Raw genomic sequence first — 18,624 nt, 5'->3', positions numbered from 1 at the left:
GTGCGCCATGAGCGCACGTGGATAAGCTAGTGACAGATCCTGTTGATCCTGTTGACCTGTGAAAGGGACCTGACATGGCTGTCACTCCAACACCGTCCGCACCCACGCTGCGCATCCCGTCCGAGGGAATCACCGTCGATATCGATGATCCCGACGGCCAGATGTTCATGCTGGACCGCTCCCTTCAAGGCTGTGTCTCACTGGCATTCAGCACGCAGATCGACAAGGAACATCCGGGCGATGTTTTCCTGGACGGCTCCCCAACCCCGTACGTGCTGGCTGACGTTCTGGCTATCCGGGGCGTGACCCACCTGGGGATCACAGTATTCGGCGTGCTCACCCAGCGAGGAACGTGCCACCGCGTCACGGTCCGGGGATTTCGCGACCTGAACGGCACGGTGATGGAACCGACCAGCTTCACGCTGACCACCCTGCCCGACACTGCCCCCGATCCAGCGTTCGCACACCACGACGCCATCGCCCTGCGCGCCGCCGAAGAAGGAATCGTCTTGCTGGAAAACCGGCGCAACACGTTGCCGCTGCCTTCGGGCACACTCAACCTGTTCGGAGCAGGCGTGCACGCCTTCCGCACCGCCATCGTCGGGGCAGGCAGGATCAACCCGCGTTACACGGTGCGGCTGCGTGATGCCATCGAAGCATCCGACACGTTCACTCTCAACGAGGAACTGGCCTGTTTCTACCGCACCGGAACCAACGATCTGCCACCACGTGACCTGCGTGATCGCGCCCGCGCACTGTCCGACACCGGCATTATCGTGCTCACCCGCCCCTGCGGAGAAAACACGGACAACAGCTCAGATGAGGCAGAATTCAGACTTGACAGCGCCGAGGACACGCTCGTGCGCACTGTATGCGACCTGTTCGACCGCAACGTCGTCATCTTGAACACTCCGTACCCCATTGACGTGTCCTTCATGGACACCTACCCGGTCGATGCGCTCATCCTTGCAGGAGTGGGAGGTATGCTGGCCGGCCCCGCCATCGAACGCGTCCTGTCGGGCGCAGTGAACCCCTCTGGCCGCCTGTCAGATTCGTGGCCACGGGCACTCGCGGACCTGCCCGCCGACGTCAACTTCTACGACTGTGCAGGTGGAAAGACGCGCTACAACGCCGAACACCGCACATGGATCGACACGGCGTACGAAGAAGGCATCTATGTGGGCTACCGCTTCTATTCCACATTCGACGCCGAGCCGGCCTACCCATTTGGCTACGGACTCAGCTACACCACATTCGACCTGACGCCCTCGGCAACGATCAACAGTGACGAGGGGGGCCACCCGCATGCGCAAATCGATGTGACAGTGACGAATACGGGGGAGCGTGCCGGCCGGGACGTCGTCCAGGCCTACGTGCGCAAGCCACATGAGCGGATCGAAACACCTGAACGTGAACTCGTGGCATTTGCGAAAACGCCACTCCTTGAGCCAGGTGAATCACATGTCGTGCACCTGGACGTTGGCGCTGACCGCCTGAGTGTGTGGGATGAAGAGGTGTCCAGCTGGATCGTGACGGAAGGTGAGTACACCCTGTTTGTCGGACACGACGCGGCCGATGCCGGCCAGACCTGCCAGTTCCGTCTTGACGCTGACCGGGTTCTTGCCCACGGGCACCCAGTAATGCGCGCACCTGAGCCGGTCACTGCGCTTTCACGGCGCGATCCGTCCCACACCTGGCCTCAGGGCACGCGCAGCGGAATCAGGGATACTCCCGGTTTTATCCCCGTGCGCCATGTCCCCTCGCGTGACGGACTGGAGGAAGCCCTGCCTTCTGACACCCCAGTCACATTTGACGACGTGGCGGCAGGGCGGGCCACGGCAGCTGACCTGGCCAGACAGCTCGACGTGGATCAGTGTGTGCGGCTGCTGGTGTGTTCGCGAGACGACTGGGGGATGGAAGGGACAGGCGCTGCCGGCATCATGGCCACCGTCGCGGGCGTTGACCTGCCTGAATTCGTAGTGGCTGACGGCAATTCCGGTGTCAACATCAGGAAACCGAACATCGGGATGCCGACGACGGTCGTCCTCGCCTCCACATTTGACGTGGATCTTGCTGAGGAAGTCGGTCGGGTGATCGGCCAGGAAGCCCACGCCAACCGGATTGACGTGATCCTGGCACCGGCCATGAATCTGCATCGCCACCCCCTGTGCGGGCGCCACCCTGAATACTTTTCGGAAGATCCGTATCTGACTGGCATGATGGCGGGGCATTTTGCGAAGGGCCTGGAAAGCGGGGGAGTGGGTGCCTGCTACAAGCACTTCCTGGCGAACAACGCTGAAGCCTCCCGCAAACGCAACCAGTCGCTGATTCCGGAGCGTGCGCTGCGTGAACTGTACTTGAAATCCTTCGAAGTCGCGATCGGCGTGCACCCGGCCGCAACGCTGATGACCAGTTACAACGGCGTCAACGGGTGTCACACCGCTGCAGATACCGAACTGCTGGAGACGATTATCCGAGGCGAGTGGGGCTGGCGCGGCATGATCATGACCGATTGGACCTCCTACGACACGTGCCCGGTTGACATGATGGTGCCTGCAGGCACCAACTGGATCACTCCGGCCTCCCCGGATGACACTTTCACGGCTCCGATTGTGCGCGCGGTGCGCGAAGGACGAGTGGGCGAATCAGTCGTTCGGAGGGCAACCGCGGAACTCATTGGTACGCTGGTAACCGTTCGCGCCCTCGCCTCGCAGGCTGATTCGCGTCTCAGTGAGCACAACACGAAAGGTGAATCCGACGATTAAACCGGACACAGGGGATCAACCCGACAGCCTGCACACAGGGGATGCCCGCCGCGAGAACCAGGGTGCCCGCGCCACATTCGCGCCTTTGTTGCGCGCAGTGAATACGGTGAGCGAATTCGCCTCCACCGGCTTGGCGCATGCACTGGCCTTCGGAGGTTTCTATCCCTCCGTCGTCGGATTCGGAGGGTACGGCTCTGCAACGCAGGTGCGCATCCTGGCGCGCGCCCTCATGAGCCGCACAGATGATCAGCGTCGATGGCTGGCCGAAAGGCGCGGCTGGCGACAGTTCTTCGACGCGCAGGTGCCACGCCAACCCGCCCTGATCACCGTGGGAAAGGCGCGCGTCATCTGCTTCGCAAACGCGGAAGGCTACATCGACCTGACACTGAGCGACCATGGACTTGCGCCCGGCTGGCATGACGCGTGGATTCAGGTTCTGCACGCCGGCGACGTGGCACACCTGGGAATTGTCGAGGGCGACGCTCCGATTCTGCATCACGTGCGCAACGAACATACGCACACCGATGTCACGCCCACTGCGGAGCGCCGCCGACTGCGCACTCAGCTTTCACGCGAACAACGGGCAGTTCTTCAGCGCATCAATGCCATCCCCACCATGCCGTCAGGCCAGCAGGTGTTCGTCACTGCAGGTAAGGAACTGTACCAGCTGGTGCCGGAGAATCTTTCCTCAACGGCTGGCGGCCACCTGTCCTACATTGAGCATCTTGTCTTGACGGCAAGTGAGCCCGACAGGAAAGACACGCCTGAGCGTGAGAAGCGTTCGGGCAGAATTCGTGCTGGCCAGCCCGTCGCCGTTAAAGTCCGCATCATCGGTGATGATGAGCGGGTCGGGGTCGTCTCTGACCTGGATGACACGGTGCTGGTGTCGATGCTGCCACGTATGGCAATAGCGCTGCGGCACGCCCTCGTCGATCGTTTTTCGTCACGTCAGTCGGTGCCGGGAATGATGCGCCTGCTCAACGAACTGGCTGAAGGTGACCAGCACGCTGAGGCGATTAACCGGCCGCACGCTCCCGTTATCTACCTGTCGACCGGTGCGTGGAACGTGTTGCCCGCAATGCGGGACTTCCTGGGGCGGATGGGCTTCCCTGAGGGAGCATTTTTGATGACTGACTGGGGGCCGTCCGCCAATACATGGTTCCGTTCGGGCCGTGAACACAAACGGCGCGAACTGCAGCGCGTGGTCACTGAACTTCCGAACGTTCGATGGTTCCTGGTGGGAGACGACGGGCAACACGACCCGGAAATCTATGCGGACTTTGCCCGCAAATATCCGGAACGTGTTGCCGGGATCGCCATCCGATCACTGACTCAGTTTGAGCAAATGCTTTCGCACGGCACGTTGACGCCGCTTCGGCCCGAAGCACTCCATGACATCCCGGAAGATATCGACGTGTGGTACGGGCCGAACGGCTTCAACCTCCTTGCTCAAATGCGTCGCGATCAGCGTTAGTGTCGCCGCCGCGATGCTGCCAGCCCTGCAGCTCCGGCCACGCCGAACGCTGCGAGCATGATGAGTGCGCTACCTGACGCGCCGGTTCGTGCGACGCCACCTGGTCGGCCGGCTGCGTTCGGATCGCCCTGATCGGCGTCGCCGCCACGCTGCCCATCCTGATCGCCGGGCTTCTTGTCGGTATCCGGCTTGGGTGTGGGCGTGTCACCGGCCTTCTTTGCCACTATCGGGTAGGCCCACGCGTTGACAGTGTCACCGTTGCGGTAGGACACCAGCAGGTGAACGTCGGTACCCAGTGCTGCGCGAATCTCATCGGTCAGCTCGATCGTCATGTCGGTGCTCCCCACGTCGGCCTGAGCGCTGGCCAGGAGCCTGCCACCCATATTCGGCTGCCACGGCATCGCTGCCCCGTCATCAGGTGAACATGCGTCGAAGTTGTGCGCGGAGTTCGCGCAGCTGGACGTCCACACCGGAATGAAGGACGGATCCCCTTTCCACAGGAAGGCGCGCGCCGTGCCGGCCTGAGTTCCCGACAGCGGAACGCGGATGGCCTCGGCATCGATACTCGGAGCCACGGTGACATCGGCGGCGGGCATCAGACCTGCAATCGGCACGCCTCGTGTAGCGGACTGGAACACCGTTTGAGGTGAATCAATACTGTCCAGCGCGCTGTCAGGAATGATGGGATCGCCAGCTTCATGGGAACGGTCCGTCGGAGGCTCGTACCCGTCCAGGTAGGCGTGACCCCACCGGTACGGCTCAGACTGCTGAGATCCGAAAGCCGACCAGGCCAGACGGGTCTGGCCAACGAAGTCAGGCGTATCGGAATCGTACGGCGTGATGTTGAAGCCCAGGTAGGTCGGGTTGACAGCATTGCTGGCCTGATCTCCGGTCGGTGCAGTGGACGTGGGGCCAATTGCTGCCGGCAGGTTTGCCAACGGCAGTTTGACTTCCAGCTTGTAGTGTCCATCCGTGTAGGCACCCGAATCGTCACGTGGGGCAAATGCCTTGACTTCAACGTCGGGAGCGTTCAGGCCACCCTCGATAGTTTCCGCCAAAGGTCCTGTGGAGAATCCTTGATGATGGTCAGCGTCACGCGACCAGCATGGGCCGTTCGCGCCGTTGCCGTTCCGGCCGTCAGGGTCGTCAGTGAATGGGAAAACACCGAGCTTGAACGTGGTGGACGTGTCGTTGGACGGTGCGAGCGGGTCGAGCAGGAATTCGACGGAGTCAACCAGCCAGTGACCGAAGCAGCGGTCAGGTGTTGCCGCCGCTGAGGCCTGCTCGTCGACCACATCGACCAGAGCGTACAGCGCATCGTCGTACCATCCCAGCCATGCCTGTGACGTGCCGCCGCAGTCAGCCTCGGAGGAGCACTCCTCGCCTTCCCACCGTGCGGCAACGCTGATCGGCGTGCTGCCGTAGGCTGACGCGTCACCATCCAGAGCAGGGGCCTTCGCCAACTTGGGGATCACCGTTGTCGGCACGACATTCAGTTCGAGCTTCTCGGTCGAAACCGATGTTCCAGCGGTTGTGGTGGCTGTGACCTCGTCAATCGTGTTGCCGACGGCAGCAGGATCAGTGTGAGTGAGAATGAACTCCACCGTCACCGTCTTACCCGGTGCGACCGCATCGAATGATTGTGACGGCTGGTTGAGTGCATATCCTTCCGGAACCGTTAGCTCCACCGTGCCACTTTGCGCTTCACTGGAACGGTTTGTGACGGTCACGGGAACCGTGATCGATTCACCTGCACCGATAGCGCGCCGCGCCGGTGACTGGCCGTAGACAAAGACGTTGTAATCTTCGGTCCACTGATCGTAGTAGGCGGCGTTGCCGGCACGCGTGAAGCGGCCGTTGACCGGGGCCACCACGTCAACATGGGTTTCGTTGTAGCCCGTCATCTCGGCTGAATCTGAGGCGAAACGGATCGGCAGACGCATCGTGCCGAGGGCACTGGAGTCAGGGGCGGTCACAGTGAACGTGACATCGGTTGAGTCACCGGACGCCAGTTCACCTGTTGCCTGTTTGTCGCTGACGGTCCACCCCTCGGGGACGTCAATCGAGACGGTGCCGGCCGGAATTGCTTGCTCGCCAGCCACGAGCGTGACAGTGACGTCGACCGATTCACCGGGAGCTACCATCTGGGCTTCCGGTGATCCATACATCAGTGTGCCCAGTGGCATGCCGCTGGGGTCGGGCAGGGATGCGCCGAAGAGGATGGAACGATCATCGCCGCCACCTTCGGTGCCGTTTTCCTGCATCGGTACCCACGACCTACCCACCAGGAAGCGTGTACATCGATTGTCGACAACGGTCTTTTCCATCAGGCGGGCCTGAGTGGCGTGAGCCTTGGCGTTTTCACCGCCAACCTGCGCCCAGGTCTTGGGTGTTCCGGCAGGCTGTCCCTGCACGTTGCCTTCCACCCACGTGTACTCAGATTCGTATCCTGTCCACGTTCCGGCCACGGTGTAGGGACGTCCCTCGATTCCGGCGTAGCCAGCCAGACAGTTGGCCTGATCAGGCAGCTTGGTGGTGTTGCCAAAGTCAAAGACGTATTCGGTGACTTTCTTGACCTGCCAGGGCTGAACCGCGTTGGGTCCGCTGAGCTGTTCAGGGAAACGGTTGGGATCAGCAGCTGCCTGCGCCACTTCCCATGCCAACATCGAGGCGGCCTGATGGTTGCCGTGACCTGCGTCGAAGGAGGCGGGCCATGTCACCAGGATCTCGGGTCGGGTCTCACGCACAACCTGTGTGGCCCGGCGCAACGTTTCGTCATGGTTCCACAGCTGGTGAGTCAGCGGCGCGGACGTGTTGTAGAAGAAGTCCACCCGGTCAAGGAAGTACACATCAACTGTGCCGTCACGTACGTGCGCCGCACGGTCTTCGTTTTCACGTCGCAGGCCCAGGTCCGGCCCGGCTTCGGAGCCGACTGAATTGGAGCCGCCCTCGCCGCGCGTGGTCAGCATAATGCCGCAGCGTACATCGGCAAGATCACCCCACACGCCACACGGTGCACTGAAGGACGCGTCATCATCGGGGTGCGCCCACACGCCCAGGACATCGAGTTTTGTTGGATCACTGGTTGAGGAGGTTTGGGCGTGGCCGAATGCCCATTCAGGTGCCTCAGACGAGGGTGCCGCGAGGGACGGCGTCGCATACATCATTCCTGGGACCAGAAGCGCACACGCCCCTGCGAGCGCGACCGATCTGAGTAGGTGCTTCATTGCAAATTCTCCAGTTCTTTTCAACAATCACGGTCAAATATCAGCCTTTAACTGCTCCTTCGGTCATTCCGGAAATGAAGCTGCGCTGCAGGGCGAGGAAGAGGATCACCATAGGCAATGCAACAAGAACCGCTCCGGCTGCCAGGAGCGTGGATCCGGTGGTGTACTGGCCCTGGAAGAATGCCAGACTCAACGGGGCGGTGCGCATCCTGCCGGTCGGTGACATGACCAGCGGGATCAGGAAGTCGTTCCACGTCCACATGAACGTCAGCACAATCTGAGTCACGATTGCGGGACGTGCCAGTGGAAGCAGGATCGACCACAGGATTCGGATGTCACCGGCGCCGTCAAGCCGGGCAGCCTCCAGGATGGATGGGTTAACTGAGCGGAAAAACGCGCGCATCCAGAATGTGCCGAATGCCAGTGACTGCGCAATCTGTGGCAGCGCCACCGCCCAGAGCGTGTCGGTGAGTCCGAGGGTGCGAAGATCGTAGAACAACGGCAGGATGATCGCTTCGGACGGCACCATGATGCCCAGGAGGAACACGTAGAACAGAACGTTGGAGCCAGGCGGGCGCAAAATGCCGAGCACGTAGCCGCTCATCAGTGAGAGCACCAGTGCCGACGTCACGACAACCACGGCGATCATCGCCGAGTTCTTCATGTACAGCGAGAACTTACCCTGGCTCCACGCCTTCGCGAAGTTCTCGATGTGTCCCCACGACGAGTCGTTGATTTTCTCTGAACTCAACGACAGGAACAGGACATACAGAATGGGGATCAGGGACTGCAGCGCAAAGAAGATCAACACGATGTAGCTGACAACTTTTTCAGCGGGAGAAGTTTTCATTGGTCCTTTTCCCCCCACAGGTTGATGGTCAGATTGATCAGGAAGATCACCAGTGTTAGTACGACCGCCAGTGACGAGGCCGTTCCCACCTGTCCGAGTCGGAACGCCTGGTTGTAGACCTCGTAGGACGGCACGGTTGTGGATGTGCCGGGGCCGCCCGATGTCGTCATGTAGACCAGATCGAATGTCTTCAGCGCTGCGATCACCGTCAGGGTCAGTGAGACGAGGATTTCACCACGCACGCTTGGAATAGTGACGGACCAGAAGCGGCGAAACCACCCAGCGCCGTCAAGCATGGCTGCCTCGTAGTATTCGCGCGGGATGCGCGCAATTCCGGACATGAGCAGGACGGTTACCAGGCCGGTGGACACCCATGTGCCGATCAGGCCCACGGCGATCAGCGCCGTCGAGTAGTCACCGAGCCACGGCCTGGCAAGTCCGCCCAGACCGATCGCCCGGAGCACACGGTTGAGCAGCCCGTCGGGCGCGTAAATTTCACGCCACGAAATGGCCAGCACCACCATGGCGATGACCTGTGGCAGGAAGACGACGGTTCGGAAAAATCCGAGCCCGCGCACGCTTGAGCGTGTCAGCAGTGTCGCCAGGACGAGGCCGATGATCAGTGGGAACACCGCGTAGAAAATGATGAGGACAAGAGCATGCCAAAAGGCGTCCAACAGCCTGGGGTCGGTGAATGTTGTGACGTAGTTGTTGAACCCTGCCCATGTTCCTACGCCCAGGCCATCCCACTTGTAGAACGACAGGGTGATGACGCGACCGATGGGGTACAGCATGAATGCGCCGTACACCAGCACTGGCAGTGCCAGCAGAGCAATCGACATGGCCCACCGTGACTGTGCGCGTGACCTGTTGCGTCCACGTGCGGGGCGTGAACTAGTGGCGGTCGCTGTCTGTGCACCGCCGGTGTGGTTGGTCATCGAAGCCTCCTCAATGTACACGCGAACGGATATAAAAAGCGGATGGGTCGCCCTCGTTGATCATGAAAGACGAACGAGGGCGACCGGCTGCATTATTGGTTGGTGAATTCGGTGTACGCCGTCTCCAGAGTGTCGACGAACTGGTCAGGGGTGATCTTCGAATCAAGCAGTCCCTGCAGTGCGTCACCAAGAACCTGATCGAAGGTCGGGGTGGCGTAGTCGAGGTACGGCAGAACGTTGCCGGAGTTCGTCAACGTGTCGAAGGCGTTCATGACATCGGCCACGACGCCCTTCTCGTTGGCGGCGTAGGTAGCCGTATCGTTGACGGGCACGTTTCCGGTTTCAGCCAGAACCTTCATCGCATCGGCGTTCGTCAGGAAGTCGATGTAGGCCGCAGCGACGTTGACATCCTTGGCGGCTGACGTGATGGCGAACGGCAATCCGGTGCCGCCGGTGGTCTGCGGCGCATCCATTCCTTCGGCCATTGGCGGCAGCATGAAGCCGACATCTTCACCCATTGCTTCGAGCAGGTCAGGTGCGAGCCATGAACCGGCAATCAGGTACACGCCCTTGCCGCCAGCGAAATCCTGCCAGGTGCTGTCGTAGTCAGCGCCGTTGAAGCCGTCGTTGAAGAAACCGTTCTTGGCCCATTCCTGGATCTGCGTGGCGGCAGCAACGTTTTCCGGTGTCTTCCACGAAGCACCTGCGTTACCGAAGCCGAGCGAACGCACGGTATCTGCGTCCACATGTGCGCCCTGCACGACGCCGAAGACGTGCAGTCCCGGCCACTTCTCGACGTTACCGAGCATCAGCGGTGTTTCACCGGCTTCCTTGATGGTCGGCAGCTGGTCGGCCAGTTCCTGCCAGGTTGTGGGCTCCTTCAGACCGAGGTCAGCGAGCTTGGCCTTCGAGTAGTAGATCCCCACTGATTCGCCGACCTGCGGCAGACCGTAGACGCAGCCTTCACCGAACTTGGTGGCATCAGAGGAGTACGAAGAGTTCGCCAGGATGCCTTCAGCGAAGGTTTCGTTCCACTTGTAGGCCTCCACATAGGGGTCGAGGCACTGGATCTGTCCAGCTTGGACGAACTGGCCCATCATGGAACGCGAGTTGTTGGCCTGCACAACGTCAGGCGCATCCGCGCCGGTCAGAGCCAGACGCAGTGTGGTCTGCAGATCGTCAAAGGACTGGGAGTTGCGCTCGATGGTGATGTTCGGGTACTTCTCCATGAACGCTTTGTTGAGGCGCTCGATCTGTTCATTCTGGCCGCCGCGCACTTCCTGGTCCCACACCACAAGTGTCTGTTCGGGGGCGTTCGAAATATCGGTTGATACTTCGGATGCTGCCGTCGACTGGGAGCCGGAGTCGCCACTGGTCTGGCCTCCGTTTCCGCCGCTGGGAGCACACCCCGCCATCAGTGCCAGGCACGCCAGTCCGGCAACCATTGCCGAGCCGTGAGAAGAATACTTCATCGTGTTACATCCTTTCGGTCGTGTCATTTAAACGTTGAGTACATCAAGAAAAGTCAGGTCAAGTCCCTTGGTGAGGTCTCGCGAAAGGCTCGTGACCCAGTGGTGCAGGTCGGAGCCGGTCGGCGCGCTGGATGAGCCGCCGGGGAAGCGAACGGTGTAGTTACTGGCAGCGATTGCCAGGGAAACTGCGGCGCGCGGTGCGAGCCCCGCATGGTGAGCGAAGGTCAGGCCCGCTGAGAACACGTCTCCGGCTCCCGTCGGGTCAACAACAGGGATATCCAGGGCCGGGACCGTGAACAGCTCCGTCCCATCGCAGGCGACAGCTCCCCTCGGCCCGCAGGTGACAACCACCAGCGGCACCTTCTTCGACAGTGCCCGGGCTGCCTCCTCGACGCTGTCGGTGCGTGTGTAACGCATCGCTTCAGTCTCGTTGGGAGTGAACACATCGGTGACGTCAAGGCCGCGCAGATTGTTGATATCCCACTGCCCGCTTGGGTCCCAACCAACATCGCCCAGCACCCACACATCACCCCACTGAGCAATGCTGTCGTGGTTGGCGTTAATCGCATTCATGTCAGCGACGAGGGCGGCCGGGTGATCCCCCTGGATGACATCTGCCAACAGTGAGACGCTCTCCGAGCCATAGGTCACCATTGCCCGGTCACCGTTGAATGCCAGCGACGTCGTGACATTCTGGCGGTCACATCTGCTCGCCCACCTCAGGTCAATACCTTCACTGGTCAGGATGTCGGCCACCAGATGACCTGCTCGATCCTGGCCGATAGTGGTGACCAGGCGTGGACGGGAGGAATCGTCTGTGTCAGGCGCCTGAAGTAAACGCGCAATAGCGATGGCCTGGTTTGCTGCTCCACCTGCAGTGATGGCGCATCCTGATACCCATTGTTCTTCACCTGGGCGCGGGGGGCCTGCAAGTCCCGACATGACAACGTCAAGGAAGACAGGGCCAATGACGCAGGTTGATCCATCTGACGACACAGTGCCCACGGATGCCTCCTTGCCAATGTGGAACTGAACGTGATCTTGTTCTCATCACACTGTAGCGATATTTCGGCGCATTGTGCTTGCAAATGACCAATATTGCTCACAATTGAAAGAATTTCGTTATAATTGGCACTATGTTGGCTTATCAGCGTCGTGCCAGAATCCTTGACTTGGTACATGACCGCGGCAGTATGTCAGTATCCGATCTGGCACAGCACTTCGGCACCTCCGAGTCAACGATTCGGCGCGACCTGAACCGTCTGGATGAGCAAGGCGCACTGACGCGCGTGCGCGGCGGCGGAATTCACGGCGGTGTACCCAGCTTTAGAGCCCTGAGCGAATCCCCTCACGATACACAGGACCTGCCTTTTGCCACGGTTGCTATGCGATCAGCCGAAGAGAAGGATCGTATCGGCAGGTCAGCTGCAGCCCTCGTACCCGATCAGTCGGTCGTCCTCATCGACATCGGCACCACCGGCGTGATGGTGGCCCGCCATCTCAGGCATCGCGACGTGACCGTTGTCACTGCCTCCCTGGCTGTCGCAGACGAACTGCGAGGCGAATGTGAAGCAACGCTTGTCGTACTGGGTGGTGTGTTGCGAACAAACTACCTGTCACTGGTCGGCAGCCTCACTGAACATGCACTGGAGGCAATCAGAGCTGACATCGCATTCGTTGGCACCTCGGGTGTCCGCCATTCCGGCGCTTTGATGGATTCGACCGGAATGGAAGTGCCCATCAAGAAATCAATCATCGCGCATTCTGAACAAACCTTCGCCGTCGCGTCATCGGACAAGTTTCCGGGATCAGGCCTGCTGACCGTGTGCCATCTCAGTGACTTGACGGGTGTTGTGACGACCGCCGAAATATCCACCACCCCCTCACTGGCAGAGCTTGAGGGAACAAACACGAAAGTGATCAGCGCATGAAACTTGTAATTGCAGGCGGAGGCGGATTCCGCGTCCCGCAGATCATCGAAGTTCTTTCAGCAGCACGCGAGGGCAAGGGGCCTCATAGCGGCCTGAACGTCGACGAAGTGGCCCTCTATGACATCGATCAGCGCAGGCTCGACGTCATGATGGCGGTCATCCGCGGAATGGATTTCGCCCATCCACCGACACTGACCGCCTCCACCGACCTGCGCCAGGCCCTCACGGGAGCCAACTTCGTCTTCTCAGCCATACGAGTGGGCGGCACAGCCGGACGTGTCACTGACGAGCGTGTTGCGCTGGCCGAAGGAATCCTCGGACAGGAAACGGTCGGGGTGGGTGGCTATGCCTATGCGTTCCGTACACTGCCCATCGCGATGGAACTGGCTCGTGCAGTGCGCGAGGTGGCTCCCGATGCGTGGGTCATCAACTTTACGAATCCTGCCGGAATCATTACTCAGGCGATGCGGCGCGAACTGGGCTCCCGTGTGATTGGTATTTGCGATACGCCGATCGGACTGGTGCGCCGTGTCAGCGCGGCGGCAGGCATCGATCATCACTGGGTTGACCAGGACGATCCTCGTCTCACATTCGACTACGTGGGCCTGAACCACCTAGGGTGGCTGCGGTCGCTGGAACTGGACGGCACAGATCGTCTGCCTGACCTGTTGGCCGACGATGCCGCGTTGGATCACATCGAAGAGGCACGCACAATCGGTTTTGAGTGGGTGCGCGCACTGGGAATGTTGCCCAACGAATACCTCTTCTACTACTACCTCAACCGCGAATCAGTCGCCCGGATCAGGCAGGAAAAGGCTACACGCGGCGAATTCCTCGACAAGCAGCAAAGCGCTTTCTATGACGAAGCTGCCGGAGCGAGCGACCACGATGCCGCAGCCGCATGGACCAGGGTCCATGACGAGCGCGAAGCGACCTACATGGCCGAATCCCGTGATGAGGAAGACCGCGCCAACCGTCGTGACGAAGACATCGCCGCAGGTGGCTACCAGCAGGTCGCCTTCGATTTGATGAACTCGCTGACCACCGGCACACGCGCACGCATGATCCTGGGTGTGGGCAACTCGGATGCGGACGGTGATCTGATCGTGCCGCAATTGCGCGAAGACGCGGTGATTGAAGTGCCCTGTCGCGTCGACGCTGACGGAGTTCATCCGCAGCACGTGCGGCCTGTGACCGGTCCCGAACTCGGACTCATCACCACCGTCAAGGGGTGTGAGGAACTCGTGATCGAAGCGGCAACGCAGGGGGACAGCACCCTTGCATGGCGCGCAATGGCCAACCACCCATTGGTCGATTCCGTTGCCGTGGCACGCCGCGTGCTGGAGGGTTACATCGACCAAAGTCCCCAGATCGCGAAGGTTTTCGAATAAAGGAAAGAAGGCTCACACACCGGTAGACCTACACGTTAGGCAGTGTTTACCGGGTGGTTGAACTGCGTCATTAGCGTCAGTGAAGTCATAGTGATTTTTGCTGACTGATGGAGTACATACACATGTTTTCAGTTCGACCTCGTGCCCTCATTATGGGAGTGGCGGCAGCTCTGATGATGACGAGCGTGTGGAGCGGTGGCCCGGCACAGGCTGAGACCATCGCTCCGCCGCTCATGATCACGGAGATTGCGCCCGACAATACCGGCTCTGACGAATACGAATACTTCGAAATCCACAACACGACGGATGCGGCGATCAACCTTGCTGAACAGAAGTACTCTTTCGCTTACACTTACGCCGATTCCGATGACCGATCCCAGGACAAACAACTGACGGTTGACGACGCCAACCTGACCCTCAGCCCAGGCGAAACAATCATCATGTGGCTGTCCTACACGGCGAAGAACCTCGATTCCTTTGCTCGCACGGACGCAGATTTTCGCACCAACTGGTCCATGAGCAACACAGCCAGGATTGTGCGCATCACCGGCCAGGCAGGTATGGCCAATAAAGGTGAGCGCGGAATCCGGGTCCTCAAAGACGGGCAAATCGAATCGTGGTCGTACTACCCGGCCGGATCCGTTGGAGCCAACAAAGTCGCAGAATTCGCCGTATCAGACACCCAGTCGATGACGTTGCTGGCGTCGCAGGCCACTGCAACACCTGGCACTGTCCGCGACGAACAGTTCGTCCGCACCTCTCAGCCAGATCCGGGCGACCAGTCAGGTCAGCCAGACCCCGATGACCCCACGTCGGCACAGGACGCACCTGACACGGCAGCACCTCTGATGATCACCGAACTCGTACCCGACACAGATAACGTGTCCGGCTCAGATGGCTATGAGTTCATTGAGATTGCCAACACCACCGACCAGCCCATCGATTTCTCCAACTACACGCTCAGCTACCTGTACCCCGATTCGAAGAGCTCGGCACTGTGGCCCTCCACCCCTGACAACGTCGTGATCCAACCCGGAAAAACCCTGGTGTTCTGGATCAGGAACGGCAACAACAATGATCTGGGCGCAGCCGATTTCAACAAGCAGTGGGGTACGTCGCTGACTATGGGCCAGGACCTGGTGGAAATCTACTCAGGTGGCATGGCCAATGGTGGCGCTCGCGGCATGCAGATCCAGACGAATACCGGCACGGTCATTAACCGGGCCTACTACAACATGAACGGCAAAGAGGTCGAATACAACAAGGGATTCCATTTCTGCGTGAACACGGACGACCTCACCACACAGGGCCGCATTGGCACTCACCCGGCATCGCCGGGCACACTGATGGCTGCCCAGCTCCCCAGGCCCCTGGTCGCGCTGGCCGCAGACACGCAGGAACCGGCGCTGACAGATGCCACCCCATCCACAGTTCGCGCCGACCAGCCACTGACATTCGACTTCACCATCACGGACAACACCAGCGTCAAGACGGTGACACTGAACATGAAGTCAAGCGCCGATCAAGATTCGCGCGCGATCAACTTGACACATGACAGCGAAGACGTCACGCACTTCACCTTCGAGGTGCCTGCCGCTGACATGACCGGCAAACGCTGGTTCGACTACACGCTGACCTACACGGACGGAACCTTCACCAAAACCACCGCTCCCGTACGAGTTGCCATCCAGGGAGCAACCACTGACCCCTTGCGTATCAACCACGCCGATAATGACTGGGTGTCCGGCACCACCGACCTGATTGCGGCGACCGATGCCCCCTCGTCAATCACGATGACGATCGATGGCACGAACGTGCTGACGGAAGCCTCACTGGAAGGTGAGCCCGTCTTCGCCTTCGAAGCCACGCAGACTGACACGTTCTTCCGCAACGGCGTGCTGGCCCCCAATGGCGACATCCTGACGGTTTTCGATGAGGGTACCTACAGCGAGATCACGACCATTTCGACGCCCGTTCCCCTGGTCTACATGGACGGACAGACCGTAACCGCCTCGATCTACGCGGGTACCAAAGCCAAACCCGGGATCGACGAGAACGAAAACAACGACGATTTCGATGTGCGTGCATTGCGACTGATCCTGCCGGACGGACGCACGCTCACCCCACGCGGATACTCCGATGCCACACAATGGCTGCGCATGGGCGATTCCACAGGCAAGCACGATTTCTTTGACGCGACGTTCGACATTCCTGACGACGCGTTCACCGGCGCTCGCCACGCGTGGGACACCACGACAGCAATAGACGGCACGCACACCATCACCGCGCAGGCAACAGTGGACGGCACCCAGCACAACGTCACACGCGTCCTGCGGGTCGACAACACGGCTCCGGTCATCGAGACACACATTGACGAGGGCGCCCTGCTCCAGGGTGACATCACCGTCAATCCCACCGCCACTGACAGTGGGATTGGACTGGATTCACTCAGCGCAACACTCGACGGCAAGGACATCACCCTTCCGCTGACCACCTCGTCGACGACACTGCCGGCCGGCAACCACGAACTGACCGTCATTGCCGTCGACAAACTGGGGAACTCCGCAACTGTCACCACCCACTTCACGACGCCCGTGGAAGACCCCACGGTTGCAACCTTCACTCCTGGTGATGGTGCCCGTGTGGAAGCCGGCGATGTGGTACTGAGCGCCCACGTGGATGATGAAGCAGGCGACCAGGTCACCGCAAAATTCTACGAAGGTGAACGCGTGGACAACAGCACCATTCGCACCGCCTCCGGAACAGTGAATGACGCTGCCCAAGCTGAGCGTGAGTCAGCTCGTCCGCTCACCAGTGACGAGATCGAGCAGCTTGCCCAGGATGATGATGTGGTCAAACAGGTCACCTCAGATGATGCCTTCCCGTATGAACTGTTCGAGATTCCTGTCAGCGACAGCGACGCTGGCAGCACGGTGCGTGTGCACTGGTCCGGACAGGCTGAACGGAACGCTCAGGTGTCGATGCGCGTGCGCGCCGCTGACGGATCCTGGGATGAGGTCGACCGCCACATCACTGGCCCAGGCACGGATTCGGCCAGCACGCGCGCCGCGTCTGCAGCAGATGGTGCGTACGAAAAATTTGACCTGGACGCCCTCGTCAAGACAGATACGTATGCGCATGATGGTGTGATTACCGTGCTGATCCAGCATTCCGACGGGTGGGCCGGGAAGAACCTGACGACGCGTGAGTCCACCGTCACTCCCGCGCACGCCGACGACGAGGCGCGCTCCACGTACGATTTCACGCTCGCCTGGGAATCGGACACGCAGTACTACAACGAGCGCGACGACTACTACCCACATCAGCTCGCCATCCACCAGTACCTGCTGGATCAGCGGGCCAACATGAATATCCAGTACCTGTTCCACACAGGTGACATTATCGACGACTTCGACCAGCAGCATCAGTGGGACCGTGCCAATCCGGCGTATCGCACGCTCGATGAGGCGGGATTCCCTTATGGCGTTCTGGCAGGAAATCACGATGTTGGCCACCTTGCCAACGACTACTCGGAGTATTCGAAGAACTTCGGTGAGGCACGCTTCGCTGCTAACCCGTGGTACGGCGGCTCATATGAGGACAACCGCGGACACTTCGATCTGTTCTCCGCCGGAGGCATCGACTTCATTGCCGTCTACCAGGGCTGGGGACCAGGGGACGCGGAAATTGAATGGATGAATCAGGTGCTGGCCGCTCACCCGGACCGCATCGCAATCATCGACCTGCACGAATTCATGCTGACGACCGGTGGGCTCGGTCCGATCCCGCAGCGCATCCTTGATGAGGTCGTCGCCACGAACCCGAATGTGCGGATGGTGATGTCGGGGCACTACCACGATGCGTTCACCCGCACGGACAGCTTCGATGACGATGGGGACGGCGTAGCGGAGCGCACCGTGACATCGATGCTCTTCGACTACCAGGCACTTCCCGAGGGTGGCCAGGGCTACCTGCGCTTGCTGCATTTCGACAACGAAGGCCAGCGCATGATGGTACGCACGTATTCACCTTCGCTGCAGCGTTACAATTCCGATGATCAGGGGCTGTTGGGCAGCTCCGACAATCCGTATGAGTACCAGCATTTCGATGTCTCATATGCGCAGCTGGGAATCACACCTTCACAGCGCGTGCTCAGCACGGACACCTTCTCCGCGGACGTGCTGTCCACCCGACTCATTGGGACTGCCGAGGGTGTTGCCACACCTGGCACTGCCAGTGCGACGTGGAAAGATGTGCCGGTGGGGACACATAGCTGGTACGTGGTGGTCAGCGATGTCAACGGTGGTGAAGTGATCTCACCGGTATTGACGTTCACAGCGGTGCCTGTCGGTGAGCCGACCGAGCCGGGCACTCAGCCGACCGAGCCGGGAACCGATCAGAACCGCGGCCACGGTCAATCAGCGCAACCCGGTGCATCGCCAAACGTATCTGCGGGAGGGCGTCACCTGTCAGCCACCGGCGCTGATGGCGGTCTGCTCGCAGCGGTCAGCGTGATCGGCATGGCGGGCGCCGTGATGGTGGCGACGCGACGTCGCCGTCATACGCACTGACAGAT

General features: G+C 60.4%; 10 protein-coding genes. 5 read left to right on the top strand and 5 right to left on the bottom strand.

What is annotated here, in order from left to right; translation table 11 throughout:
* Positions 1–74 precede the first annotated feature (74 nt).
* Together BN3002_RS08980 and BN3002_RS11330 are read left to right on the top strand one after the other, a co-directional pair.
* Entirely contained in the window at positions 75–2,765 is a 2,691-nt protein-coding gene (locus tag BN3002_RS08980; RefSeq protein WP_058237548.1) for a beta-glucosidase, read from the top strand.
* The gene (locus tag BN3002_RS11330; RefSeq protein WP_371935776.1) at positions 2,731–4,239 is read left to right on the top strand and encodes an App1 family protein phosphatidate phosphatase; all 1,509 of its coding nucleotides are present in this window, start codon (positions 2,731–2,733) and stop codon (positions 4,237–4,239) included. Before BN3002_RS08980 ends, BN3002_RS11330 begins: the two co-directional genes overlap by 35 nt.
* Here the strand turns inward: BN3002_RS11330 and BN3002_RS08970 are convergent.
* The 5 genes from BN3002_RS08970 to BN3002_RS08950 form a co-directional block, all read right to left on the bottom strand.
* The gene (locus tag BN3002_RS08970; protein WP_082628624.1) at positions 4,236–7,466 is read right to left on the bottom strand and encodes a PIG-L family deacetylase; all 3,231 of its coding nucleotides are present in this window, start codon (positions 7,464–7,466) and stop codon (positions 4,236–4,238) included. The genes BN3002_RS11330 and BN3002_RS08970 overlap by 4 nt on opposite strands.
* 40 nt (positions 7,467–7,506) lie before the next feature.
* On the bottom strand, positions 7,507–8,316 hold the full coding sequence (locus BN3002_RS08965; protein ID WP_058237545.1) for a carbohydrate ABC transporter permease: 810 nt from the start codon (positions 8,314–8,316) through the stop codon (positions 7,507–7,509).
* The gene (locus BN3002_RS08960; RefSeq protein ID WP_058237930.1) at positions 8,313–9,254 is read right to left on the bottom strand and encodes a carbohydrate ABC transporter permease; all 942 of its coding nucleotides are present in this window, start codon (positions 9,252–9,254) and stop codon (positions 8,313–8,315) included. The genes BN3002_RS08965 and BN3002_RS08960 overlap by 4 nt, the downstream gene beginning before the upstream one ends.
* A gap of 92 nt (positions 9,255–9,346) precedes the next feature.
* Positions 9,347–10,726 carry an ABC transporter substrate-binding protein gene (locus BN3002_RS08955; RefSeq protein ID WP_257525594.1) on the bottom strand — a complete coding sequence of 460 codons (1,380 nt, stop codon included), beginning with the start codon at positions 10,724–10,726 and terminating at the stop codon, positions 9,347–9,349.
* Between the two features lie 27 nt (positions 10,727–10,753).
* Positions 10,754–11,731 carry a carbohydrate kinase family protein gene (locus BN3002_RS08950; protein WP_058237543.1) on the bottom strand — a complete coding sequence of 326 codons (978 nt, stop codon included), beginning with the start codon at positions 11,729–11,731 and terminating at the stop codon, positions 10,754–10,756.
* A gap of 131 nt (positions 11,732–11,862) precedes the next feature.
* On the opposite strand from BN3002_RS08950, the gene BN3002_RS08945 reads away from it, so the two are divergent.
* The 3 genes from BN3002_RS08945 to BN3002_RS08935 all read left to right on the top strand — a co-directional run bounded on the left by BN3002_RS08945 (position 11,863) and on the right by BN3002_RS08935 (position 18,619).
* The gene (locus BN3002_RS08945; RefSeq protein ID WP_058237542.1) at positions 11,863–12,657 is read left to right on the top strand and encodes a DeoR/GlpR family DNA-binding transcription regulator; all 795 of its coding nucleotides are present in this window, start codon (positions 11,863–11,865) and stop codon (positions 12,655–12,657) included.
* The gene (locus tag BN3002_RS08940) at positions 12,654–14,048 is read left to right on the top strand and encodes a family 4 glycosyl hydrolase (protein WP_058237541.1); all 1,395 of its coding nucleotides are present in this window, start codon (positions 12,654–12,656) and stop codon (positions 14,046–14,048) included. Before BN3002_RS08945 ends, BN3002_RS08940 begins: the two co-directional genes overlap by 4 nt.
* 122 nt (positions 14,049–14,170) lie before the next feature.
* Complete coding sequence (locus tag BN3002_RS08935) at positions 14,171–18,619, top strand: lamin tail domain-containing protein (protein ID WP_058237540.1); 4,449 nt, start codon at positions 14,171–14,173, stop codon at positions 18,617–18,619.
* Positions 18,620–18,624: the final 5 nt, after the last annotated feature.

It is taken from the genome of Actinomyces ihuae, from assembly GCF_001457875.1.
Lineage (GTDB): Bacteria > Actinomycetota > Actinomycetes > Actinomycetales > Actinomycetaceae > Pauljensenia > Pauljensenia radingae_A.
The sequence above is the reverse complement of the archived record's forward strand: the minus strand, read 5'-3'. Positions and strand labels throughout refer to the sequence as shown.

Coding starts and splice junctions, on each gene's coding strand:
- BN3002_RS08960 (WP_058237930.1), bottom strand. CDS start 9,254: ATGACCAACCACACCGGCGGTGCACAGACAGCGACCGCCACTAGTTCA.
- BN3002_RS08965 (WP_058237545.1), bottom strand. CDS start 8,316: ATGAAAACTTCTCCCGCTGAAAAAGTTGTCAGCTACATCGTGTTGATC.
- BN3002_RS08970 (WP_082628624.1), bottom strand. CDS start 7,466: ATGAAGCACCTACTCAGATCGGTCGCGCTCGCAGGGGCGTGTGCGCTT.
- BN3002_RS08940 (WP_058237541.1), top strand. CDS start 12,654: ATGAAACTTGTAATTGCAGGCGGAGGCGGATTCCGCGTCCCGCAGATC.
- BN3002_RS08955 (WP_257525594.1), bottom strand. CDS start 10,726: ATGAAGTATTCTTCTCACGGCTCGGCAATGGTTGCCGGACTGGCGTGC.
- BN3002_RS08945 (WP_058237542.1), top strand. CDS start 11,863: ATGTTGGCTTATCAGCGTCGTGCCAGAATCCTTGACTTGGTACATGAC.
- BN3002_RS08980 (WP_058237548.1), top strand. CDS start 75: ATGGCTGTCACTCCAACACCGTCCGCACCCACGCTGCGCATCCCGTCC.
- BN3002_RS08935 (WP_058237540.1), top strand. CDS start 14,171: ATGTTTTCAGTTCGACCTCGTGCCCTCATTATGGGAGTGGCGGCAGCT.